This is a genomic window from Bradyrhizobium sp. LB8.2 (genome assembly GCF_040548035.1).
Lineage (GTDB): Bacteria > Pseudomonadota > Alphaproteobacteria > Rhizobiales > Xanthobacteraceae > Bradyrhizobium.
In genome coordinates this window covers 245,566-265,549 of record NZ_JBEPQV010000005.1, presented here as the reverse complement: position 1 = coordinate 265,549, position 19,984 = coordinate 245,566, and the positions used below count along the sequence as shown (strand labels likewise).

22 protein-coding genes are annotated in these 19,984 nt (G+C 63.7%); 18 read left to right on the top strand and 4 right to left on the bottom strand.

The window, feature by feature from the left end; all coding sequences use genetic code 11:
- Positions 1-99 precede the first annotated feature (99 nt).
- The 8 genes from ABIB06_RS09480 to ABIB06_RS09445 all read left to right on the top strand — a co-directional run bounded on the left by ABIB06_RS09480 (position 100) and on the right by ABIB06_RS09445 (position 8,343).
- Positions 100-1,551: a 6-hydroxynicotinate reductase gene (locus ABIB06_RS09480; RefSeq protein ID WP_354046621.1), complete on the top strand. Its 1,452-nt coding sequence runs from the start codon at positions 100-102 to the stop codon at positions 1,549-1,551.
- Complete coding sequence (locus tag ABIB06_RS09475; protein ID WP_354046623.1) at positions 1,548-2,447, top strand: UPF0280 family protein; 900 nt, start codon at positions 1,548-1,550, stop codon at positions 2,445-2,447. Before ABIB06_RS09480 ends, ABIB06_RS09475 begins: the two co-directional genes overlap by 4 nt.
- Positions 2,448-2,474: 27 nt before the next feature.
- Positions 2,475-3,059, top strand: a complete 585-nt coding sequence (locus ABIB06_RS09470) for an amino acid synthesis family protein (RefSeq protein WP_247345560.1) — start codon at positions 2,475-2,477, stop codon at positions 3,057-3,059.
- 80 nt (positions 3,060-3,139) lie between these two features.
- Positions 3,140-4,342, top strand: coding sequence for an ABC transporter substrate-binding protein (locus ABIB06_RS09465; RefSeq protein ID WP_354046625.1), 1,203 nt, complete (start codon positions 3,140-3,142; stop codon positions 4,340-4,342).
- A gap of 150 nt (positions 4,343-4,492) precedes the next feature.
- Entirely contained in the window at positions 4,493-6,382 is a 1,890-nt protein-coding gene (locus ABIB06_RS09460) for an ABC transporter permease (RefSeq protein WP_354046627.1), read from the top strand.
- The gene (locus ABIB06_RS09455; protein ID WP_354046629.1) at positions 6,379-7,170 is read left to right on the top strand and encodes an ABC transporter ATP-binding protein; all 792 of its coding nucleotides are present in this window, start codon (positions 6,379-6,381) and stop codon (positions 7,168-7,170) included. Before ABIB06_RS09460 ends, ABIB06_RS09455 begins: the two co-directional genes overlap by 4 nt.
- Positions 7,167-7,871, top strand: coding sequence for an ABC transporter ATP-binding protein (locus ABIB06_RS09450; protein WP_354046631.1), 705 nt, complete (start codon positions 7,167-7,169; stop codon positions 7,869-7,871). Before ABIB06_RS09455 ends, ABIB06_RS09450 begins: the two co-directional genes overlap by 4 nt.
- Positions 7,872-7,887: 16 nt before the next feature.
- Positions 7,888-8,343 carry a MarR family winged helix-turn-helix transcriptional regulator gene (locus ABIB06_RS09445; RefSeq protein ID WP_247345576.1) on the top strand — a complete coding sequence of 152 codons (456 nt, stop codon included), beginning with the start codon at positions 7,888-7,890 and terminating at the stop codon, positions 8,341-8,343.
- A gap of 422 nt (positions 8,344-8,765) precedes the next feature.
- Here the strand turns inward: ABIB06_RS09445 and ABIB06_RS09440 are convergent, their stop codons facing one another.
- Positions 8,766-9,962, bottom strand: a complete 1,197-nt coding sequence (locus tag ABIB06_RS09440; RefSeq protein WP_354046633.1) for an amidohydrolase family protein — start codon at positions 9,960-9,962, stop codon at positions 8,766-8,768.
- A 156-nt stretch (positions 9,963-10,118) separates the two neighbouring features.
- On the opposite strand from ABIB06_RS09440, the gene ABIB06_RS09435 reads away from it, so the two are divergent.
- The 5 genes from ABIB06_RS09435 (at position 10,119) to ABIB06_RS09415 (ending at position 12,313) form a co-directional block, all read left to right on the top strand.
- Complete coding sequence (locus tag ABIB06_RS09435) at positions 10,119-10,892, top strand: ferredoxin--NADP reductase (RefSeq protein WP_354046635.1); 774 nt, start codon at positions 10,119-10,121, stop codon at positions 10,890-10,892.
- Positions 10,893-10,998: 106 nt separating this feature from the next.
- Positions 10,999-11,325, top strand: coding sequence for a hypothetical protein (locus ABIB06_RS09430; protein ID WP_247345589.1), 327 nt, complete (start codon positions 10,999-11,001; stop codon positions 11,323-11,325).
- 189 nt (positions 11,326-11,514) lie between these two features.
- Positions 11,515-11,742, top strand: a complete 228-nt coding sequence (locus ABIB06_RS09425) for a hypothetical protein (protein ID WP_354046637.1) — start codon at positions 11,515-11,517, stop codon at positions 11,740-11,742.
- A 14-nt stretch (positions 11,743-11,756) separates the two neighbouring features.
- Positions 11,757-12,020, top strand: a complete 264-nt coding sequence (locus ABIB06_RS09420; RefSeq protein WP_247345596.1) for a hypothetical protein — start codon at positions 11,757-11,759, stop codon at positions 12,018-12,020.
- Positions 12,021-12,061: 41 nt separating this feature from the next.
- The gene (locus tag ABIB06_RS09415; RefSeq protein WP_354069727.1) at positions 12,062-12,313 is read left to right on the top strand and encodes a hypothetical protein; all 252 of its coding nucleotides are present in this window, start codon (positions 12,062-12,064) and stop codon (positions 12,311-12,313) included.
- 38 nt (positions 12,314-12,351) lie between these two features.
- Here the strand turns inward: ABIB06_RS09415 and ABIB06_RS09410 are convergent, their stop codons facing one another.
- From ABIB06_RS09410 to ABIB06_RS09400, 3 genes are all read right to left on the bottom strand, one after another.
- On the bottom strand, positions 12,352-13,602 hold the full coding sequence (locus tag ABIB06_RS09410; RefSeq protein WP_354046641.1) for a DUF763 domain-containing protein: 1,251 nt from the start codon (positions 13,600-13,602) through the stop codon (positions 12,352-12,354).
- A gap of 92 nt (positions 13,603-13,694) precedes the next feature.
- Entirely contained in the window at positions 13,695-14,495 is an 801-nt protein-coding gene (locus ABIB06_RS09405; RefSeq protein WP_354046643.1) for an ABC transporter substrate-binding protein, read from the bottom strand.
- Positions 14,496-14,509: 14 nt separating this feature from the next.
- Positions 14,510-15,490, bottom strand: coding sequence for a tripartite tricarboxylate transporter substrate binding protein (locus ABIB06_RS09400; protein WP_247345610.1), 981 nt, complete (start codon positions 15,488-15,490; stop codon positions 14,510-14,512).
- Positions 15,491-15,607: 117 nt separating this feature from the next.
- Here ABIB06_RS09400 and ABIB06_RS09395 point away from each other — a divergent pair, with 117 nt between their 5' ends.
- From ABIB06_RS09395 to ABIB06_RS09375, 5 genes are read left to right on the top strand one after another with little or no spacing between them, the layout of a single operon-like run.
- A complete protein-coding gene (locus ABIB06_RS09395; RefSeq protein WP_247446755.1) occupies positions 15,608-16,318 on the top strand; it encodes a TetR/AcrR family transcriptional regulator in 711 nt (236 codons plus the stop codon).
- Between the two features lie 29 nt (positions 16,319-16,347).
- A complete protein-coding gene (locus tag ABIB06_RS09390) occupies positions 16,348-17,232 on the top strand; it encodes an amidohydrolase family protein (RefSeq protein WP_354046646.1) in 885 nt (294 codons plus the stop codon).
- A complete protein-coding gene (gene dctA / locus ABIB06_RS09385) occupies positions 17,229-18,527 on the top strand; it encodes a C4-dicarboxylate transporter DctA (RefSeq protein ID WP_354046648.1) in 1,299 nt (432 codons plus the stop codon). The genes ABIB06_RS09390 and dctA overlap by 4 nt, the downstream gene beginning before the upstream one ends.
- Positions 18,528-18,569: 42 nt before the next feature.
- Positions 18,570-19,283 (top strand): PIG-L deacetylase family protein, encoded by a 714-nt coding sequence (locus ABIB06_RS09380; RefSeq protein WP_247345618.1) that lies wholly within the window; start codon positions 18,570-18,572, stop codon positions 19,281-19,283.
- The gene (locus ABIB06_RS09375; protein ID WP_354046650.1) at positions 19,280-19,963 is read left to right on the top strand and encodes a 4-carboxy-4-hydroxy-2-oxoadipate aldolase/oxaloacetate decarboxylase; all 684 of its coding nucleotides are present in this window, start codon (positions 19,280-19,282) and stop codon (positions 19,961-19,963) included. Before ABIB06_RS09380 ends, ABIB06_RS09375 begins: the two co-directional genes overlap by 4 nt.
- Positions 19,964-19,984 lie beyond the last annotated feature (21 nt).

Here is a 19,984-nt window from a genome sequence, read left to right as displayed (position 1 = left end):
TGCGCATCTTTTGCGCCGCACCGCCGCTTGACAGCCTTCCGGAGCGCGCGCAACATCGTTCGTATACAAATGATAACCGCGACCTCCGCTGGCTTGCACATGGAAACGACGAGCGCTGCCATCGACAAGATCCGCTGCGATGCCTGTCCGGTGATGTGCTACATCAAGCCGGGTGCGGCGGGCGCCTGCGACCGCTACGCCAATCACGACGGCAAGCTCGTCCGCGTCGATCCGCATGTGATCCTGGAGCGCACCGTCTCGCATGGCGGCAAGCTCGTCCCGTTCAGCCGCACCGAGGACTGGGACGGCAGGATTGTCCACGAGCCCTCGACCTTCGTCACCGCGATCGGCGCGGGCACGACCTATCCTGACTACAAGCCGGCGCCGTTCATCGTCTCCGCCGAAGTCGAGGGCGTCGACATGGTGACCGTGGTCACCGAGGGCATCTTCTCCTATTGCGGCATCAAAGTGAAGATCGACACCGACCGCTATCTCGGCCCGGAGACCGCGGCCGTCCGTGCACAAGGCGAGGCAGTCGGCCATGTCACCACCAGCGAATATGGCTCGCAGATGCTGTCGCTCGGCGGCGTGCATCACCTGACCGGCGGCTCCAAAAAGGAAGGCCGCGTCACCTGCGACACGCTGATGGACCTCGCCAATTGCAAGGCGGTCGAGCTCACCATCGACGGCGGCGCGAGCGTGGTAGTGCAGGCCGGCCAGCCGCCGATCGTCAACGGCATGAAAGAAGAGCGCATGCGCGTCGGCTGCGGCTCCGCGACGATCGGCATGTTCGCAAAGCAGTGGCTCGGCAAGGTCGACGAGGTCGTCGTGGTCGATGACCACATCACCGGCGTGCTCAGCGAGCACCAGGCCGGCAAGCTGCTCGATATCGCCGACACCGGCATCAAGATGAAGGGGCGTCGCTCGACGCCCGGCCGCTATTTCCAGGTCGCCGATCCCGGCACAGGTTGGGGCGGCACCAATATCTCCGACCCGCTCGCGATCCTCGGGCCGTTCGATGCCAAGGAAGCCAAGGCCGGTCTCTCGATGCTGATGGTCTCCACGACCGGCGAGCATTCGTCTTATTACGTGCTCGACGAGGCCCTGAAGCCGGTCGAGACCGAGATGCCTGATGACCTCAAGTTTTCGGTCGAGCGCATCCAGGAGAATTGCGAGCCGGCGTTATGCACGGTGCTGTTCATGGCGGGCGCCGGCGGCTCGCTGCGGGCGGGGGTCACCGACAATCCGGTGCGGCTGACGCGTTCGGTGAAGGACGCGCTGACGCGCGTCACCAGTGGCGGCGCGCCTGTTTATGTCTGGCCCGGAGGCGGCATCACCTACATGGTCGACGTGGCGCAGATGCCGGCGGGGGCATTCGGCTACGTGCCCACACCCGCGCTGGTCGCGCCGATCGAATTCACGATGAAGCTGTCCGATTATGCCGCGCTCGGCGGGCACATGGATTATGTCAAGCCGCTCTCCGAAGTGCAGGGCGGCGACGATGTCCGCCAATTGCCCCGGCAGAACCCGATTCCGGGGCCTCGCGTATGACAAGGCTCCCGCAAATCGCGTTGCTGTCTGATGGCCGGCGGCTGCATTTGCAGGATGGACCGATTGATCTGATCGTCGAGGCAAGGGGAGAGCCGAGCGAAGTGCGTGCAGCCTATGAGGCGGCGGCGCGCCGGTTCACCGGGTTGCTCGACGAGCTCTGCGCGGAACTGCCTGAGCTGCGGGCGGCCGCTGAGCCGAAGCGGACATCACTGAAGGGCGTTGTGGCGCGCCGCATGCACGCCGCGGTCGCGCCTTATGCCGTTGATGACTTCATTACACCAATGGCGGCGGTAGCCGGTAGCGTGGCGGAGGAGGTTCTCGGCGCAATGCTCGGCGCGGCGTCGCTTGATCAAGCTTACGTTAATAATGGCGGCGATATCGCGCTTCATCTCGGCAAAGGCGAGTATTTCTCGGTCGGCCTGATGGATCGGCCGGATCGCGACGGCGTGATGCGGGCCATGAGGGTCGATGCGGATGACCTCGTGCGCGGCATCGCCACCAGCGGTCGCCACGGTCGCAGTTTTTCGCTCGGCATCGCCGATGCGGTGACTGTGTTGGCGGGAACGGCGTCGCAGGCCGATGCGGCGGCGACGTTCATCGCCAACGCGGTAGACCTGCCGGGGCATCCCGCCATCATCCGAAAGCCTGCGAGCGAGCTTCAGCCCGACAGCGATCTCGGCGCGCGTCTCGTCACCCGCGATGTCGGTGAACTGTCGCGGGCTGAAATCGCAACGGCGCTCGAATTTGGCGCAGAATGTGCACGGAAATTGTTCGATCGTGGACTGATCGAGGGTGCCGTATTGCAGCTCTGTGGTGATATGCTTGTCATCGGAACGAAAGATATTGAACGGCAACGATCGCGCCCGCTTGAGCTGGAGAACGCGGTTCATGCCTGAACGGGGAAGCGACTTGGGGAAACAATTATGAGCGCGATCATCCGCAAGATCGTCACCGTCGTCGAAGAGACGCAGATGGAAATGGGCCGTCAGGTCTCGCCGCCGACGCGGCGTGCGGCGGCAATCGCCGTGATCGAAAATCCCTTTGCCGGAAAATACGTCGAGGACCTTTCGCCGCTGATCGCGATCGGCGAGGAGCTTGGCGAACTGCTGTCGAAGCGCGCGGTGGCTGCGCTCGGCATCGACGGTTCCAAGGCGCAGAGCTACGGCAAGGCCGCGGCCGTCGGCGAGAACGGCGAGCTGGAGCATGCAGCCGCGATCCTTCACCCGAAGATGGGCGCGCCGGTGCGCAAGGTGCTGAGCAAGGGCGCTGCGCTGATCCCGTCGTCGAAGAAGCGCAGCGGTCCCGGCACGACGCTGGACATTCCGCTCGGGCACAAGGACGCCGCCTTCGTGCGCAGTCATTTCGACGGGATGGAAGTACAGATCAACGACGCGCCGCGCGCCAACGAGATCATGGTCGCGGTCGCCGTCACCGACAGCGGCCGTCCGCTGCCGCGCGTCGGCGGGCTGACGGTTGCGGAGATCAAGGGCGAAGACGGTTTGAAATAGAACATGATCCGGAGAAGCGGGCACAGGTTCTCCGACAAGATCATGCCGACGACGTAGAGAGTTCAAAACTGGAGGTTGGGATGCGAGCAGGAAACACTTTTATCGGCGCGGCCTTCGCGCTTCTGGCGGGCGGCATGGCTCATTCGGCCCTGGCGCAGGACATCAAGATCGGCGAGATCAACAGTTATTCGTTGCTGCCGGCGTTCACCGAGCCTTATCGCAAGGGTTGGCAGCTCGCGGTCGAAGAGATCAACGCGGCCGGCGGTATCAACGGCAAGAAGCTGGTCGTCATCTCCAAGGATGACGGCGGCAAGCCGGCGGATGCGCAGACCGCGGCCAACGAGTTGGTGTCGAGCGAGGGCGTGGCGATGCTGACAGGTACGTTCCTCTCGAACATCGGTCTCGCAGTCAGCGACTTCGCCAACCAAAAGAAGGTGTTTTTCCTGGCGGCCGAGCCGCTGACGGACGCCGTCACCTGGTCGAAGGGCAACAAATACACTTTCCGACTGCGCCCTTCCAATTACATGCAGGCGGCGATGTTGGTGGAAGCGGCCAGCAAGCTGCCGGCCAAGCGCTGGGCGACGATCGCGCCGAACTATGAATACGGCCAGTCCGCGGTCGCGGTGTTCAAGAAGCTGATGTCGGAGAAGCGGCCGGACATCCAATGGGTCGACGAGCAGTGGCCGCCGCAGGGCAAGATCGACGCGGGTCCGGTGGTGCAGGCGGTTGCCGCGGCCAATCCGGAGGCGATCCTCAACGTCACCTTCGGCGCCGATCTCGTGAAGCTCGTGCGCGAAGGTAACACCCGCGGCCTTTTCAAGGGACGCGAGGTCGTCTCGTTCCTCACCGGCGAGCCCGAGTATCTCGATCCGCTCAAGGAGGAGACGCCCGAGGGCTGGATCGTCACGGGCTATCCCTGGTACTCGATCAAGACGCCCGAGCACGACGCGTTCCTTAAGGCCTATCAGGCCAAGTACAACGACTATCCGCGCCTCGGCTCGATCGTCGGTTACCAGACCATCAAGTCGGCAGCGGCGATCCTGGCGAAGGCCGGTTCGACCGATCCGGAGAAGCTGATCGCTGCCGCGGAAGGGCTGTCGATGCCGTCGCCGTTCGGCGAGATCACCTTCCGCAAGATCGACCATCAGTCGACGCTCGGTGCCTATCTCGGCAAGACCGCGCTGAAGGATGGCAAGGGCGTGATGGTGGACTCCGTTTACAAGAAGGGCGGGGACTATCTGCCCAGCGACGCCGAAGTCGAGAAGCTGCGTCCGAAGGATTGATGCAAGGAGAGATCGGGGCCTCGTGGTTCGAGACGCGCGGCGCAGCCGCGCTCCTCACCATGAGGGTCCCGGACCTCATCCTGAGGCGGCGCGTAGCGCCGTCTCGAAGGATGAAGCCCAATATCGCGACTTAGCTTACCCGGACCGCCGATGGCCTTTTATGTCGTACAGTTTCTGACCGGTCTCGCCAGCGCAGCGTCGCTGTTCCTGGTGGCGTCAGGCCTGTCGATCATCTTTGGCGTGACGCGGATCGTGAATTTCGCGCACGGCGCCTTCTACATGATCGGCGCCTATATCGCATTCACGCTCACCGAGCGCCTGTCGGGGACGTTCGGCTTCTGGGGCGGGATCGTCATGGCGGCGCTTGCCGTGGCAGTGATCGGTGTCATTGTCGAGATGGTGCTGCTCCGGCGCATCTATCACGCACCCGAACTGTTCCAGCTGCTCGCGACCTTCGGCCTGACCTTGATGGTCGAGGACCTCGTCGTGCTGATCTGGGGCCCCGATGATCTCGTCGGCCGCCGCGCGCCCGGCTTCAGGGGGGCGATTGATTTCTTCGGCCAGCACATCCCGAGCTATGATCTGTTCCTGATCGTGCTCAGCCCGGTGGTGCTCGGCATTCTCTGGCTTTTGTTCCAGCGCACACGCTGGGGCGTGCTGGTACGCGCGGCGACGCAGGACCGCGACATGGTCGCAGCGCTCGGCGTCAATCAGAAATGGCTGTTCACGAGCGTGTTTGCAGTCGGCGTTTTCCTCGCTGCGGTGGGTGGTGCGCTCCAGATCCCGCGCGATGCCGTGCATCACGCGATGGATTTGCGCATCATCGTCGAGGTCTTCGTCGTGGTCGTGATCGGCGGTCTCGGCAGCATCATCGGCGCCTTCGTCGCGGCGGTGCTGGTGTCGGAACTCAACGCCTTCGGCATCCTGATCTTTCCAAAAATCTCCATCATTCTGGTCTTCCTGGTAATGGCGGCGGTGCTGATCGTGCGGCCTTGGGGCCTGTTTGGCAAACCGGAGGCCCCCGCGCGCAAGACGCCGGGTCTCACCGTCAATCCCTGGCGGCCGCTGACGTCGAATGAGCGGCTGGCCGCGCTCGCAGCGCTCATCGTGGCGGCAACGCTGCCGTTGTTCGCTGGCAACTACGCGCTCACCGTCGGCTCCGAGATCGCGATCTTCGTGATCTTCGCCGTCAGCCTGCATTTCCTGATGTCGGTCGGCGGGCTCGCGTCCTTTGGCCACGCCGCCTATTTCGGCCTCGGAGCCTACGGCGTCGCCTTCCTCGCCAAGATGGCGGGGCTGCCGATGATCGTGTGCTTGTTGCTCGGGCCACTGCTGGGCTGCATGGGCGCCGCCGTGTTCGGCTTCTTCGCGGTGCAGCTGTCCGGCGTCTATTTCGCGATGCTCACGCTCGCCTTCGCACAGATCGTGTGGTCGATCGCATTCCAGTGGGTGAGCGTAACAGGCGGCGACAACGGCATTCTGGGCGTCTGGCCGGAAAAATGGGCGGCCAGCCCATCGAACTTCTATTGGTTGTCGCTCGGCGTTGCAGCGCTCGTGACGATCGCGCTACGGGCCATGGTGTTCTCGCCGTTCGGCTATGCCCTCAGGGCGACACGCGATTCGGCGCTGCGCAGCGAGGCCGTCGGCGTCAACGTCAAGCGGATGCAGTGGACGGCGTTCGTGATCGCGGGCACGACTGCCGGAATCGGCGGCGCGTTGTTCGCCTACCTGAAGGGCAGTGTCTTCCCGGACAATCTCGGCATCTCGCTCTCGGTCGATGCGCTGGTCATGGTGCTGCTGGGCGGCGTCGAGACGGTGTCGGGTGGGGTGATCGGCGCCATCGTCTACAAGGCTTTGAACATCTGGCTGATCAGCCAGACCGACCTGTCAAAACTCGTGCTCGGCGGCTTCATCGTTCTGATCGTCGTCGTCTTTCCCAAGGGCATCGTCGGCATGCTGGAGATGCTGGCGCAGCGCCGCGGGAAGACATCGCCACCGGGATCACCCTTGCTGGCCAAGCCGATCGAGTCCGCCGAATGAGTGTCGCCCCCCCACTTCTCGCGGTCGAAGGTCTCACCAAATCCTATGGCGGCGTCCACGCCGTGCGCGGCGTCTCGTTCTCGCTGCGCGCCGGCGAAATTTTGGCGCTGATCGGACCGAACGGCGCGGGCAAGAGCACCTGCTTCGACATGCTCAACGGCCAGAACAGGCCTGATACTGGTCACGTACGCCTGCTTGGCGAGGACACCACCGGCAGGAAGCCGCGCGAGATCTGGCGGATGGGCGTCGGCCGTACCTTCCAGATCACCGCGACCTTCGCGACCATGACGGTGCGCGAGAACGTGCAGGTCGCACTGATCTCGCACGGAAAACAACTGTTCAATCTCTGGGGATCGGCCCCGAGCTACGACCGCGGCGAAGCCGGCCGCCTGCTCGAGCTGGTCGGCATGGGCGGTTATGCGGACCGCCCTTGCGGCGAGCTCGCCTATGGCGACCTCAAGCGGCTCGAGCTTGCGGTGGCGCTGGCCAACCAGCCGAAGCTGCTGCTGATGGACGAGCCGACGGCCGGCATGGCGCCGCGAGAGCGCGTCGATCTGATGCGGCTGACCGCGCAGATCGCGCGGGAGAAAGCTATCGGCGTGCTCTTCACCGAACACGACATGGACGTGGTGTTCGAGCACGCCGACCGCATCATCGTGCTCAATCGCGGCACGCTGATCGCCGAGGGCTCGCCGGCCGAGGTGCGCGGCAATCCGCAGGTGCAAGCGGTCTATCTCGGCGAGGGCCTGCTTTATGATGCCGGGCATCGCGAGGGAGCATCGGCATGAAGCTCACGGTGCAGGACCTCAACAGTCATTACGGCCCGGCCCATATCCTGTTCGACATCGGCTTCGAGGTCGGCGAGGGCGAGGTGGTGGCGCTGCTCGGGCGCAACGGGGCCGGCAAGTCGACGACGTTCCGCTCGGTCGTCGGCCTCGTCGCGCAACGTAGCGGACGCATCATGTTCGAAGGCAGAGATGTCTCTGCACGTCCTACGCATGAGATCGTGCGGGATGGGCTTGGCTACGTTCCCGAGGAGCGGCGCATCTTCACTGATTTGACGGTGGAAGAGAATCTCGAAGTCGGCCGCCAGCCCAAGCGTCCGAACGCGCCGCACTGGACCCGCGACAAGTTGTTTTCGCTGTTCCCAAATCTGGGCGAGATGAAAAATCGCCCGGGCGGCCGCATGAGCGGCGGCGAGCAGCAGATGCTCACCATCGCACGCACGCTGATGGGCAATCCGTCGCTGGTGCTGCTCGACGAGCCCTCGGAGGGCCTGTCGCCGAAGATCGTGGAGCAGATGGTCGAGGCCATCCTGACCATGAAGAAGGAAGGCGTCAGTATCGTCGTCTCCGAGCAAAATCTGCATTTCGCGCGGTTGATCTCCGATCGCGCCTATATCATTGAGCGCGGCCGCATCTGTTTCGGCGGCACCATGGCCGAGCTCGACGCGCGTCCGGACATCCGCGACGCGCATCTGTCGTTGTGAGGGGCAAGGGGAGCTGATGGCGAGAAGTGTCGCGGTGAAGAAGGGCGTCAAACCGGCAAAGCCCTCTTACGTGCTCGACGAGCAGGTCGGCTTCATTCTGCGCCAGGTCTGGCAGCGCCACAGCGCGATCTTCTCTCGCGAGATCGGCACCAATATCACGCCGACGCAATGGGCCGCGCTGTCGAAGCTCGTAGAGACCGGACCATGTTCGCAGAACCAGCTCGGACGGCTGACGGCGATGGACGTCGCGACCATCAAGGGCGTGATCGATCGTTTGACGGCGCGCGGATTGACCGAGACGAGCCAGGATCCTGAAGACGGGCGGCGGCTGCTGGTCAGCCTGACGCGCGCCGGGCAGCAACTTGCGGAGAAAGTAGCGCCGAGCGCGCTCGCGATCACGCGGGAGACGCTGGCGCCGCTCGACGCCAAGGAGCGCGAGATGCTGATGTCGCTGTTGAACAGGCTGCGGTGAATTCGGTCTCGTGGGCAAAGGCGCGCTTGCGTCGTGCCCACCACGTCTGCAGATTTCAAGCGTTTAATGGTGGGTACGCTCCGCGTTGCCGACCTACGGCACTAACGCGCCATAAAGCAACCAACGGCATCGCCGTAGACATTGATATCGATCAGCGAACCATTCTTGCGTAGGAGGAGAAAGTATTCGTTGAGCTTGGAGCTGTATGCCAAGCAATAGTTGCGTCAGTCGTCGGCGACGATGACGCAGCGTTCGTTGCCGACGGTGGTCCAATAGGGATTAACCAATGCGGATCTGACGAAGCTGGTCGGCAATCCACTTAGGGCTCTTTGGATTGTCGATCTCTACGCTCGAGTAGGGGTAGACGTAATTGTTGATTTCGTCAGATACGCTTTGACGCAATTTCCCGAGGTCGATCGACATTACTTCCCGACCACCTCCGGCACTTTCCCCGCCGGCGGGGTGTTGCGGCTGCGCTGGGTGCGCACGATGCCGTCGATGATGGTCATGCCGACGCCGGGGAGGTCGCCGAGCTGGATGCTGTCCAGAATGTTCTTGCCGGCCGAGTGCTGCGCCTTGTCCATGATCACGAAGTCGGCGGAACGGCCCACTTCGATGAGGCCGCAATCGAGCTCGCGCATCCGCGCGGTGTTGCCGGTGGCGAGACAAAAGGCGAGCTCGGCCGGCAAATCGCCGAGCGAGGACAGCATCGAGACCATGCGCAGAATGCCAAGCGGCTGCACGCCGGAGCCGGCCGGCGCGTCGGTGCCGAGGATGACGCGGTGCAAATCGTTCATCTCGCGCGCAATGCGCAGCGTGAACAGCGCCGAGCGCTCGTTGCCGTTGTGCACCAGTTCGAGGCCGCGCTTGCAGCCCTCGCAGATGCAACGGATCTGGTCGTCGGGAAGGGCCGTGTGACCGCCATTGATATGGCCGACCACGTCGGTGTCGGCCTCCAGCACCACGTCCTTGTCAATCAGGCCGGAGCCGGGGATCGAGGGGCCGCCGGTGTGGATCGTGCTCTGGATGCCGTATTTGCGGGCCCAGCCGACCATTTTTCGCGCTGTAGGGCCGTCCTTGACGCCGCCCAGGCCCACTTCGCCGAGCAGCTTGACGCCGGCTGCGGCCAATTCCTTGAAGTCCTCCTCGACCATCTCGCATTCGATCACGGGCGCGCCGGCATGAACCTTCACGCCGCCTGGCCGCAGATTCCAGAATGCGCGCTGGGCGAAGATTGCCATCGCCTTCAGGCCGACGACGTCGCGCGGCCGGCCGGGCATATGCACTTCGCCGGCGGAAATCATCGTGGTGACGCCGCCATGCAAATTGCTGTCGATCCAGCCGATCTGGTTCTGGCGAGGCGTCCAGTCGCCTGCAACCGGGTGGACATGGCTGTCGATCAGTCCCGGCGCCACCGTGGTGCCGTTGGCCTCGACGATGGTGGTGGCGCCTTCGGTGTTGAGGTCTTTGAAGCGGCCGATCGCTGTGATCCTGCCGTTCTCGGCGAAGATGGTGTCGCCGTCCAGGATCGGCTTTTCCAGCGCGCCGGACAGGATCAGGCCGATATTTCGGATCACGAGCTTCGAGGGTCCGGTGGCCTGGGGTGCGTCATGCGCCATGGAATGGGTCCTTATCCTTAACTGCAACGCTCCCGATCTTGGGCAGCCTTGACCGTGGGATCAAGCCGGATTATTCATTAGTATACAAATGATCGTGTACAAACGACGCATAGCTGACCGCCTCGGAACCGCACGGAAGCGCCACGGAAGGGTGAGATGAGCAATTTCAATCAGGAAAGCGTTTTGAGCGTCCACCACTGGACCGACACGCTGTTCTCTTTCAAGACCACGCGCAGCCCGACCTTCCGCTTCCGCAATGGCGAGTTCACCATGATAGGGCTCAAGATCGGCGAGAAGCCGCTGCTGCGGGCCTACAGCGTCGCTAGCGCCAATTACGAGGACACGCTGGAGTTCTTCTCGATCAAGGTGGCGGACGGCCCGCTCACCTCGCGGCTTCAGCATCTGAAGGAAGGCGACGAGATCATCGTCAGCCGCAAGGCCACCGGCACGCTCGTGATCGACAATCTGGAGGAGGGACGAAACCTCTATTTGATCGGCACCGGCACGGGGCTTGCGCCGTTCCTGAGCGTGGTCAAGGACCCCGAGACCTACGAGCGGTTCGAGAAAGTCGTGCTGCTGCACGGCTGCCGGCACGTCAAGGAGCTCGCCTATGGCGAGATGATCACCAAGACGCTGCCGAATGACGATCTGATCGGCGAGTACATCCGCGCTCAGCTGATTTACTATCCGACCGTGACCCGCGATCCCTTCCGCAACCGCGGCCGCATCACCGACCTCATCACGTCAGGCAAGCTGTTCGCCGATATTGGCCTGCCGGCACTGGAAGCCGCCCACGACCGCGTCATGATCTGCGGCAGCCCGGCGCTGGTGGCGGATACCCGCGCGCTCCTTGGCGAGCGGGGCCTTGTCGAGGGCAATCACGGCGAGCCGGCCCAATTTGTGATCGAAAAGGCCTTCGCCGAGCGCTAGGCCCGGGATTGTCTCGCAATAAGGCCGTAGTTCCGCCGTCGGGAGCCCGTTGCGGCGCCGATTCGGCACGCGATACACTGTGGGAACGAATCAGCGGAGTTCCCACATGGTTGCGGACAGCGACAGCAACATTGCCTGGCACCGGGTTCAATTGAAGAAGAATCGCGCCGAGCTGAAGGCGCTCGAGACCGCGCGTTTCACGATGGGCGAGATCGCAGCCTCGAAGCGGAGCGGCCAGACTCAGAAGGCGATTGGGGAACTCAAGCGCAAGATCGCGCAATCCGAGCGCGCGGTCGCCGATCACGACAAGCGCACGCGCCGTCCGCTCACCACCGACCTGCAGAGCCTCAGCAACGGCAGCTGGAGCAATTGGGACGCCTACTCCAATCAGCGGCAGCGCAAAGCTGGGCCGCGCTCGCCGGAACGACGATAGGCTTTTCGTCCCCGTTCCATCTATAAGGACAAGCTGGTCTCGGTTCCGCCCTCTGTCCGCGCGGTGCGATCTGAATCTGGCGTTCCCTGCCGATTTCCTTGCCGGATCGTAACGCGATGTCATGCATTCGACAGGAACGGCGAGCGGCGGCCCCTGTTGTTACGACATCACGAATGCAGGAAGCCGACGATGAGCAACAAGCAACCCAAGCTCTACACCCGGAGCGAGAAAGACGTGCACGAAAATCCCCTGATCGGCGCATCCAAGGGTGTGACCATGGCTGGCGCGTCGCCTGAGGATTTCGAGGAGATCATAGGCGAGAACACGATCCAGGGTGATCTCGAAAACGACGTCAACGCGGTCGGCGGCATCGACAAGAACGTCGCGCGCGGCGGTTCCCATCGGCCTCGTCGCTGACGACTGGAGGTACTATGCAAGGCAACAAGACGCATGAGCAGCAGCTGCGCATCCTCGAACGGAAGCCGGACGTTCCAGATCAGCGTGAGCTCGACAAGGCGATCGGCCAGAACCCCGAAAATAACGCCGTCCATCACGTCAATCGGCAAGCGCGACAGAGCGAGTTCCCGGTGAGCCGGGGTGGTCTCAACCAGGAGAGCGACCACAACAAGCACAACGATGCCGGCCAGAGCGGCCACAAGCCACCGAAACCGACACCGGCACAAGAGAAGCACTGAGCCTCAGGGTCGATCAACGCAAGACGCAAGAGGAGAGACCGATGCCAGGTGGGCATGGCAGCAAGACGCATTTCAGATCGGGCATGCATGGCAAGGGCGACGGCACGGGTGCCTTCACCGAAGTCCCGAAGGACAAGATCGGCGACAACATGGTGCTGTCCAACCGCGACAAGGCACAGCACTCGGACATTCGCGGCATGGACGGCAAATCCATCCAGACCGACCAATATCAGGATCACTCGGCCAACCGGCTCGCGGGCGAGGATGAGGATAAAGAGGGCGAGGAGCCCTAAGCGAGACATTCCTCCCGAGCAACTTGCGGACCGGTTTTTCAACCGGTCCGTTTTTTTGTCGATGCCAGGTCGCGTTCCCAGCCGAACACGGAACGGCCGTCGAGATCGGGCGAGGCCGCGCGCTCTCCGGCGATATAGGCTTCGACCGATGGCCCGCGTGCGGTGCGCTCCAGCCGCCGCGCTTGGTCGTCGAGGCGCTTGATCGCCTGCATCTCTTCCTCGCGTCCGAGCTTTGCGTTCTGGATCGCACCTTTCAGCACGCGAATGGTCTCGTCGTAGACCTTGATCGGGACAGGGTAGGGATGCCGGTCCTTGCCGCCATGGGCGAGCGAGAAGCGCGCAGGGTCGTTGAAGCGGTAAGGCGCGCCGTGCACCACCTCGGCCACCATCGCCAGCGAGCGCACGGTACGCGCACCGACGCCGGGCGTCAGCAGCAGCTCCGGAAAATCGACCGGGCCGCGCTCGGCGGCGGCTGCGAGTGTGCCGTGCAGGCGGCGCGCGAACACGTCCTTCGGCCGCACGTCGTGGTGGGCTGGCATGATCAGGTGCGGCAGCATCGCCTGCGCGGGCTCGGACCCAGTCCCGGTGAGTCGCTCAAATTCGCAGACGATACGATCCGGGCCGAGATCGCTCAGGAGTTCGAGCTGCGCAGTGCGCGAGACATCGGCGCGATGGTCAGTGAGATTAACGATCTCGCCTTGCAGCGGCCCATCGATTGCGCTGTGCGGCGTGTCGACAAAACTCTTCAACGCCTCGGAATGCCAGTGATAGCGACGGGCCTGCCGCTTGTCGCCGTTCATGCCCTGCTGCACCACGGTCCATTTGGCATCGGCGGTGACGAAGAAGCCGTGCAGATAAAGATCGAATCCGTCCTGGACCGCGGCGCTGTCAACCTTCGCCACGAGGCGACTCGCACGCGTGAGTTTCGCGCCGTCGAAGCCGACGCGGTCGCCGAGCTGCAACAGCTCGTCCGGCGTCTTGCGCGAATGCTGGCCGCGACCGCCGCAGACATAGATGCCGAGGTCGTCCTGAAGCGGTCCGAGTCCGCGCTTCAATGCGCCGATCACCGAGGTCGTGATGCCGGAGGAGTGCCAGTCCATTCCCATCACGGCACCAAACGACTGGAACCAGAACGGATGCGAGAGCCGCTGGAGGAATGCGTCACGGCCATAATGATGCACGATCGCCTGAGTCACGATCGCGCCCAGTGAGGCCATGCGGCTCGCAAGCCACGGCGGAACCCGTCCGTTGTGAAGAGGAAGATCAGCGCTGCCGGTACGTCGAGTCATGATTGCCTAGAAATAGCGCAGTTCGGTGGCGATTGCACCTTAACCCGACTTCGCGCGCGAACACGCGCTAAGGGATGCTGCATTGCATTGAGCTATTGGCGCGTCGCCTTCGTGGCGCCGCGCAAGCCTGCCTGTTGCTGGATCGTGTCGAGCGCGCCGGACGACTGCTCGTCCGTCACGAAGCGGTTGAGCAGAGGCAGCGCCTCCTCGCGTCCTTTGGGGATCGCGATGGCCATATGCTCGGCGCCCCGATTGCCGTCGAGGATTTTCGCGCCCGGCATCTGGTCGGACAACTCGAACAGCGTCGGCTTGTTGGTGGCGTAGAGATCGATCTCGCCGCGGCCGAACATGGCGATGGCAACCTTGACGCTTTCAACGGCAACGATGGTCGCGTTCTTGAATTTCGCCGGCAGCGTGCGCTCGGAGGTCGAGCCTTTGGTGACGCCGATCTTCACGCCTGTCTTGTCGATATCCTCGATCGTGCCGATCGGCGAGTTCGCCGGCACCAAGAAACCGAGCTCGATCGCCAGCACGGGCTGGCTGAAGCTGACCTCGTTGGCGCGGGCCGGCGTGGCATTGGTCACGGTGAAGTCGACCTGGCCGTCATGGATCGCGGTGACGATGTCGGCAACGCGCTGGAACCTGACATAGTCGATAGGAACGCCGAGCCGTTTTGCCAGCTTGCCGCCGAGATCGTAGGCGAGGCCGTGCGACGTGCCGGCCGCGTCTGTTACCATCGAGGTCGGGCTGCCTGGATAGATGCCGACGCGCAACGTTCCGGTTGGCGCCAGTAGTTTTGCTTCACCGTCGGCGTGCGCAGGCGCGCCGAGCAGGCTGATGATAGTAACCGCGAGCAAGGCTGAGCGGGCAAGGTGTCCGGACGAGGTCCTCATATGATGAGCCCGCCTCACTGCGCGCGAATGTCGGCGGCCTTCAGCACCGGCTCCCATTTGGTTGCCTCGGCGTGCATGTAGGCGTCGAAATCCTTGGACGAGGAGCCGACCGGGGCAGCGCCGATCTTGCCGAGCGTCGACAGCACGTTCGCATCCTGCAGCGCCGCCTTCAGATCGGTCTCGAGCTTCGCCACGATCTCCGGCGGCATTTTTGCCGGGCCAAGAACGCCCCACCAGACCGAGACATCGTAACCGGATACGCCGGACTCGGCGACAGTCGGAACATTGGGGAGCGCCTTGGAGCGTTCCGCCGAGGTCACCGCGAGCGCGCGCACCGGGCCGCCTTCGAGCTGGGCGATGGCTTCCGCAAGCGGATTGATACTGAGCGGGATGTCGCCGGCGATCACTGCGGTCAGCGCGGGCGCGCCGCCCTTGTAGGGGATCGCAACGATCTTGGTGCCGGACATGTGTTTCAACAGCTCACCGGCGAGATGCGCCGAGGTGCCGTTGCCGGACATGCCGTAGGAGAGCTTGTCCGGCTCCTTCTTCGCTGCAGCGAGGAGATCACCGAGCGTCTTGTAGGGGCTGTCCTTGGCGACGACGATCGCGAGCGGCGAGGAGGCGACCTCGGTGATCGCGGTGAAGTCCTTGAACGTGTCGTAAGGCACGCTCGGATAGATGAACTGGTTGAGCGGATGGCCACTCGCGACCAGGATCAGCGTGTAGCCGTCAGGCGCGGCCTGCGTCAGTGCCTGCGAGGCGACGATGCCGCCGGCGCCGGGGCGATTGTCGACCACAGGCTGTTGGCCCCAGGTCTTCGCCAGCGCCTGGCTCAGCGTGCGCGCGAGCACGTCGACCGCGCCGCCGGCCGCGTAAGGGACGAGGATGTGAACCGGCTTGCTCGGATAATTGTCAGCCGCCTGCGCGGCGCCGCCCGCCAGCAGCAGACCGGCACCCAGCATCAAGCCGCCGATCTTCTTGTTCAAACCCAGCATTTTCCAGCACTCCATTGCGGGCCTTCGCGCGCTGACCGTCGCTCTTTCGAGCCGTCCGGACGCCGCCCATGGTTCTTGTTGACGAGACCTGATCTTTTGTACGATAGTACAAATCACATGGTACGCAAGCCCACCAGCAAGGAAACGGCCCGGAAGCCGAACATGCGCGAGGCGATCCTCGCCGCGGCCGAGGAGCTGTTCGCCACCAACGGCTTCAATGCCGTATCGGTGCGCGATATCGCACAGGCCGCCGGCGCCAATCCCGGCAGCGTCACCTATCATTTCAAGACCAAGGACGGCCTGCTGCTGGAGATCTACCGGCGCCATTGCGGGCCGATGAATTTGCGCCGTTCCGAGCTGCTCGCAGCCGCCAGGCGCGTGCGCGATCTCCAGGATCGGCTGGAAGCGGTGGTGCGGGCCTATGTCGCGCCGGCCTTCACCTCGGGCAGCGATCTCGCCGGGGGCGGGGCGCGGTTCACGCGGCTTCGCGCGGTGATGTCTGCGGAGGGCAACGAGGTCACGCGCAAAATCATCGCGCAGACTTTCGACGACACCAGCCACGCCTTCATCGATGCGATCCATGACAGCCTGCCGCACGTTCCGCGCACCGACATCGTCTGGCGCAGTCACTTCCTGCTCGGGGCGCTCTATTACTCGCTGGTGACGCCGGATCGCGTCTCGCGCCTGTCGCGCGGCGAGGCCGACGGCAACGATGCCGCCAGCGCCATCGAGCAATTGGTGCAGGCCACGGTGGCCGCGTTCCAGGCGCCGGCGCTCGATCAGGCCGCGCCGGCACGGCGACGACCGGTCGTCAGCAGCAAGACTTGAAGACGCGGTCTCGTTCGGCGGTTTATCTGATGGCAATGATGTACACGCCGACCATTCCGCCGCCCGACCCGAACACGCGCACGCCGAAGTTCAAGCTGCCGAAGCTGTCTTGCGACGCACATTGCCACATCTTCGGTCCCGGCGCGAAGTACCCTTACGCGCCGGACCGCTCCTACACGCCGCCGGATGCGCCGATCGAGGATTTCCGCGCGCTGCATGCTCAGCTCGGCGTTGAGCGTGCCGTCATCGTCAATGCCAGTGTGCACGGCACCGACAACACGGTGGCGCTCGATGCCATCGCGCAGAGTAACGGCGCCTATCGCGCGGTCGCCAATATCGACGACACCATCACCGAGCGCGGGCTTCACGTGCTGCACGAGGGCGGCTTCCGCGGCTGCCGCTTCAATTTCGTCCGCCATCTCGGCGGCGTTCCCGACAAGAGCGTGTTCAATCGGGTCATCGCGATGGTCGCGCCGCTCGGCTGGCACATCGACCTGCATTTCGACGCGATCGACCTGCCCGAATATGCCGACATGCTCGCCAAGCTGCCGCTGAGCTACACCATCGACCATATGGGACGGGTGAAGGCATCCGAAGGGCTCGATCAGCTGCCGTTCAAGATCCTGATCGAGCTGATGCAGCGCGACGAGAAGTGCTGGGTCAAGATCTGCGGCTCGGAGCGGGTGTCTTCCAGCGGTCCGCCGTTCACCGACGCCGTGCCGTTCGCGCGAAAAATCGTCGAGACGGCGCCCGACCGTGTCATCTGGGGCACCGATTGGCCACATCCCAATGTCAAGGCGATGCCGAATGACGGCGATCTCGTCGATTTGATCCCGCTGTTCGCGCCGGAGCCGGAGTATCAGCAGAAGATCCTCGTCGACAATCCGGCGCGCCTGTTCGAGTTCGACCAATGACGGCGCTAGCGATCGACAAGCCGCGCGGCCGCGCCTGGTGGAAGGAGCTCTGGATCCAAGTGCTCATCGCCATGGCGGCCGGCGTTGCGCTTGGGATCGTCAATCCCGAGGCGGGCGCCAAGATGCAGCCGCTTGGCGACGCCTTCATCAAGGCGATCCGCATGCTGATCGCGCCGATCATCTTCTGCACCGTCGTCCATGGCATCGCGCATATGGCCGACATGGCCCGTGTCGGGCGCGTCGCCGTCAAGGCGATCGTCTATTTCGAGGTCATGACCACGATCGCGCTGATCATCGGCCTCGTGGCGGTCAACCTGCTCAAGCCCGGCGTCGGCATGAACATCGATCCCGCCAGCATCAATGCAAGCGCGATCGAGCCCTATGTCAAGCAGACCGCCGTGATCGGCTTCGTGCCGTTCCTGATCAACATCGTGCCGGCGACCTTCATCGGCGCCTTTGCCGAGGGCAACATCCTCCAGGTTCTGTTCATCTCGGTGCTATCAGGCTTTGCGCTGGTGCAGCTCGGCGAGCGGGCCGCGGCGCTGGTCAATCTGATCGACATCGCTGCCAGGATGGTGTTCGCCGTCGTCGGTTTCGTAATGTGGGCGGCCCCGATCGGCGCGTTCGGCGCCATTGCCTTTACGGTCGGCAAGTTCGGCGTCGGCTCGCTGGCATCCCTCGGCAAGCTGCTGGGCGGCTTTTATCTCACCTGCGTGATCTTCATCATCGTGGCGCTCGGCCCGGTTGCGCGTCTCTGCGGCTTCTCGCTCCTCAAGCTGATCCGCTACATCTGGGAAGAGTTGCTGATCTGCATCGCCACGACATCATCCGAGACGGTGCTGCCGCGGATGCTGACCAAGCTTGAGACGGCCGGCTGCGAGAAGAGCGTGGTCGGGCTCGTGATCCCGACCGGCTATTCCTTCAATCTCGACGGCACCTGCCTCTATCTCGCCGCCGCCTCGATGTTCCTGGCGCAGGCGACCAACACGCCGCTCGGGCTCGCCGAGCAGATCGAGCTGCTCTTGATCCTGCTCGTGACCTCCAAGGGCGCGGCGGGAATCGCGGGCGCCGCCTTTGTCGTGCTGGCGGCGACCCTGTCGGCTACCGGCAGCATTCCCGTGACGAGCGTCGCGCTGGTGCTCGGCATCCATCGCCTGATGTCGCAGGGGCTGACGCCGACCAATTTGATTGGGAACGCAGTCGCGACCATCGCGATTGCCAAATGGGAAGGCGCGCTCGATGGCGAACGCCTGAAGCGCGTGCTCGACGGTGAGGAACCCGCCGCCGCTGCTTGATGAACTGATGACGCTTACGAACAAAAGAGGGGAGTTTGTCCCATGAAAACAGGTCTCGTGATCACCGCCCATCCGGGCGATTTCGTCTGGCGCGCCGGTGGCGCCATCGCGCTGCATGCGAAGAAGGGCTTTCGCATGAAGATCGTCTGCATGTCCTTTGGCGAGCGCGGTGAGAGCCAGTTCGCCTGGAAGGAAAAAGGCGCGACGCTGGAGTCGGTCAAGGCGGGCCGCAAGGATGAGGCGGAGCGGGCCGCAAAGCTGCTCGGCGCAGAGATCGAGTTCTTCGATTGCGGCGACTATCCGCTGAAGCTCAACGAAGCGCATTTCGACCGCATGGTCGACATCTACCGCGAACTCAATCCCAGTTTTGTGCTGACGCACGCGCTGGAAGACCCCTATAATTTTGACCATCCGAACGCGGCGCATTTTGCGCAGGAAACCCGCGTGGTCGCGCAGGCCATGGGCCACAAGCCCGGCGCGCAGTACCAATACTCCGCGCCGCCGGTGTTCCTGTTCGAGCCGCACCAGCCGGAGCAGTGCAATTACAAACCGGATCTGCTCCTCAAGATCGACGAGGTCTGGAAGGAGAAGTACGAGGCATTCCAGATCCTCGCTGCGCAAAAACATCTCTGGGGCTATTACGAGCGCGTCGCGCTTAACCGCGGCATCCAGGGCAGCCGCAACACCGGCGTGCCGATGACCTATGGCGAGGCCTATCAGCGCCTGTTCCCGACGGTTGCAGAGGTGCTGGCATGAAGCCGGTCGTCGTTCGCAACATCAAGCGTGCCGATCCCGCCGGCATGGCCGAATACGGCGTTTCGACCGTGCACGAGGCCTATGGCCGCATCGGCCTGATGAAGCCGTACTTGCGGCCGGTCTGGCCGGGCGCTTCGATTGCCGGTCCCGCGGTCACCGTGCTGGCGCAGCCCGGCGACAATTGGATGATCCATGTCGCGGTCGAGCAGTGCAAAACGGGCGACATCCTCGTCGTCGGCTGCACCACAGACAACACCGACGGCATGTTCGGCGAGTTGCTCGCGACTTCGCTTCAGGCACGCGGCGTGCAGGGGCTGATCATCGATGCCGGTTGCCGCGACGTCAAAGCGCTGCTCGAGATGAATTTTCCGGTGTGGTCGCGCGCGGTTTCGGCCAAGGGGACGGTGAAAGCGACGCTCGGCTCGGTCAACGTCCCCGTAGTCTGCGCCGGCGTCAACGTCGATCCCGGCGACATCATCGTGGCCGATGACGACGGCGTCGTCGTGGTGCCGAAGCGCTATGCTGCCGAGGTCGCCGAGAAGGCGAAGAAGCGCAATGCGGACGAGGGCGGCAAGCGCAAGCGGCTCGGCTCGGGCGAACTCGGGCTCGACATGTACAGCATGCGCGAGGCCTTGGCGAAGGCCGGCCTCGTCTATGTCGACAATCCCGAGGACGTCTAAAGCGAACAGAAGCGGAGCGGG

What these genes read in the sequence shown, in the direction of transcription:
- ABIB06_RS09460 (WP_354046627.1), top strand. Translation starts at nt 4,493, where the DNA reads ATGGCCTTTTATGTCGTACAGTTTCTGACCGGTCTCGCCAGCGCAGCG.
- ABIB06_RS09375 (WP_354046650.1), top strand. Translation starts at nt 19,280, where the DNA reads ATGAAGCCGGTCGTCGTTCGCAACATCAAGCGTGCCGATCCCGCCGGC.
- ABIB06_RS09410 (WP_354046641.1), bottom strand. Translation starts at nt 13,602, where the DNA reads ATGACTCGACGTACCGGCAGCGCTGATCTTCCTCTTCACAACGGACGG.
- ABIB06_RS09435 (WP_354046635.1), top strand. Translation starts at nt 10,119, where the DNA reads ATGAGCAATTTCAATCAGGAAAGCGTTTTGAGCGTCCACCACTGGACC.
- ABIB06_RS09480 (WP_354046621.1), top strand. Translation starts at nt 100, where the DNA reads ATGGAAACGACGAGCGCTGCCATCGACAAGATCCGCTGCGATGCCTGT.
- ABIB06_RS09390 (WP_354046646.1), top strand. Translation starts at nt 16,348, where the DNA reads ATGGCAATGATGTACACGCCGACCATTCCGCCGCCCGACCCGAACACG.
- ABIB06_RS09475 (WP_354046623.1), top strand. Translation starts at nt 1,548, where the DNA reads ATGACAAGGCTCCCGCAAATCGCGTTGCTGTCTGATGGCCGGCGGCTG.
- ABIB06_RS09455 (WP_354046629.1), top strand. Translation starts at nt 6,379, where the DNA reads ATGAGTGTCGCCCCCCCACTTCTCGCGGTCGAAGGTCTCACCAAATCC.
- ABIB06_RS09395 (WP_247446755.1), top strand. Translation starts at nt 15,608, where the DNA reads ATGGTACGCAAGCCCACCAGCAAGGAAACGGCCCGGAAGCCGAACATG.
- ABIB06_RS09380 (WP_247345618.1), top strand. Translation starts at nt 18,570, where the DNA reads ATGAAAACAGGTCTCGTGATCACCGCCCATCCGGGCGATTTCGTCTGG.
- dctA (WP_354046648.1), top strand. Translation starts at nt 17,229, where the DNA reads ATGACGGCGCTAGCGATCGACAAGCCGCGCGGCCGCGCCTGGTGGAAG.
- ABIB06_RS09445 (WP_247345576.1), top strand. Translation starts at nt 7,888, where the DNA reads ATGGCGAGAAGTGTCGCGGTGAAGAAGGGCGTCAAACCGGCAAAGCCC.
- ABIB06_RS09400 (WP_247345610.1), bottom strand. Translation starts at nt 15,490, where the DNA reads ATGCTGGGTTTGAACAAGAAGATCGGCGGCTTGATGCTGGGTGCCGGT.
- ABIB06_RS09405 (WP_354046643.1), bottom strand. Translation starts at nt 14,495, where the DNA reads ATGAGGACCTCGTCCGGACACCTTGCCCGCTCAGCCTTGCTCGCGGTT.
- ABIB06_RS09450 (WP_354046631.1), top strand. Translation starts at nt 7,167, where the DNA reads ATGAAGCTCACGGTGCAGGACCTCAACAGTCATTACGGCCCGGCCCAT.
- ABIB06_RS09420 (WP_247345596.1), top strand. Translation starts at nt 11,757, where the DNA reads ATGCAAGGCAACAAGACGCATGAGCAGCAGCTGCGCATCCTCGAACGG.
- ABIB06_RS09430 (WP_247345589.1), top strand. Translation starts at nt 10,999, where the DNA reads ATGGTTGCGGACAGCGACAGCAACATTGCCTGGCACCGGGTTCAATTG.
- ABIB06_RS09425 (WP_354046637.1), top strand. Translation starts at nt 11,515, where the DNA reads ATGAGCAACAAGCAACCCAAGCTCTACACCCGGAGCGAGAAAGACGTG.
- ABIB06_RS09440 (WP_354046633.1), bottom strand. Translation starts at nt 9,962, where the DNA reads ATGGCGCATGACGCACCCCAGGCCACCGGACCCTCGAAGCTCGTGATC.
- ABIB06_RS09415 (WP_354069727.1), top strand. Translation starts at nt 12,062, where the DNA reads ATGCCAGGTGGGCATGGCAGCAAGACGCATTTCAGATCGGGCATGCAT.
- ABIB06_RS09465 (WP_354046625.1), top strand. Translation starts at nt 3,140, where the DNA reads ATGCGAGCAGGAAACACTTTTATCGGCGCGGCCTTCGCGCTTCTGGCG.
- ABIB06_RS09470 (WP_247345560.1), top strand. Translation starts at nt 2,475, where the DNA reads ATGAGCGCGATCATCCGCAAGATCGTCACCGTCGTCGAAGAGACGCAG.